Raw genomic sequence first — 650 nt, 5'->3', positions numbered from 1 at the left:
TTGGTAGCCTATATAATCGGTAGTAACACTCAAATAGCAATGATGTTATTTTCTACTCCGCTTGCATACGCCGTCATGTTTGCGCCGCTAATTTATATCTTTTTCTTTAGTCGTAATTTAATGAGTATGGATAAACAGCAGGCAATGTTGCACCTTGGCATATTTGCGGCTCTTAACGGTCTATCACTCGGTTCGATATTTCTTGTTTTTACTAGTGCAAGTATCGTTAAAACATTTTTCATTACCGCATCTACATTTGGGGCAATGAGTTTATACGGCTATAGTACCAAAAAAGATTTAACCGCGGTAGGTTCATTCGTTTATATGGGATTAATAGGTTTAATCATAGCTAGTCTAATTAATTTATTTTTGCGTTCTGCTGCCCTTGATTTTGTCGTCTCGTTTATAGGAGTAGGTATATTTACCGCCCTTACCGCTTATGACACGCAGAAGCTTAAGTCAATTTACTATACTATGAACGGTACTACGGCAAGAGCAAGTAATATAGCGGTATACGGAGCAATGACTTTATACTTGGATTTTATCAATCTCTTTACCATGCTACTGCATTTTATCGGTGTAAGAAAAAGTGATGATTAGTAATAAACAACATGAATACAAAATTGTCAAAAGTTCTAAAATTAATAAAT

At 35.2% G+C, this 650-nt stretch carries 1 protein-coding gene; it reads left to right on the top strand.

The genetic code is table 11. The annotated features are described in order from the left end of the window. On the top strand, positions 1–600 hold a 600-nt coding region (locus tag Megvenef_RS09755; RefSeq protein WP_322777713.1), incomplete at its 5' end, for a Bax inhibitor-1/YccA family protein. Between the last annotated feature and the right edge of the window lie 50 nt (positions 601–650).

The sequence above is a fragment of the Candidatus Megaera venefica genome (genome assembly GCF_034554655.1).
GTDB lineage: Bacteria > Pseudomonadota > Alphaproteobacteria > Rickettsiales > Rickettsiaceae > Megaera_A > Megaera_A venefica.
Note: the sequence above shows the minus strand (reverse complement) of the source record. Positions and strands in the feature narration are given on the sequence as shown.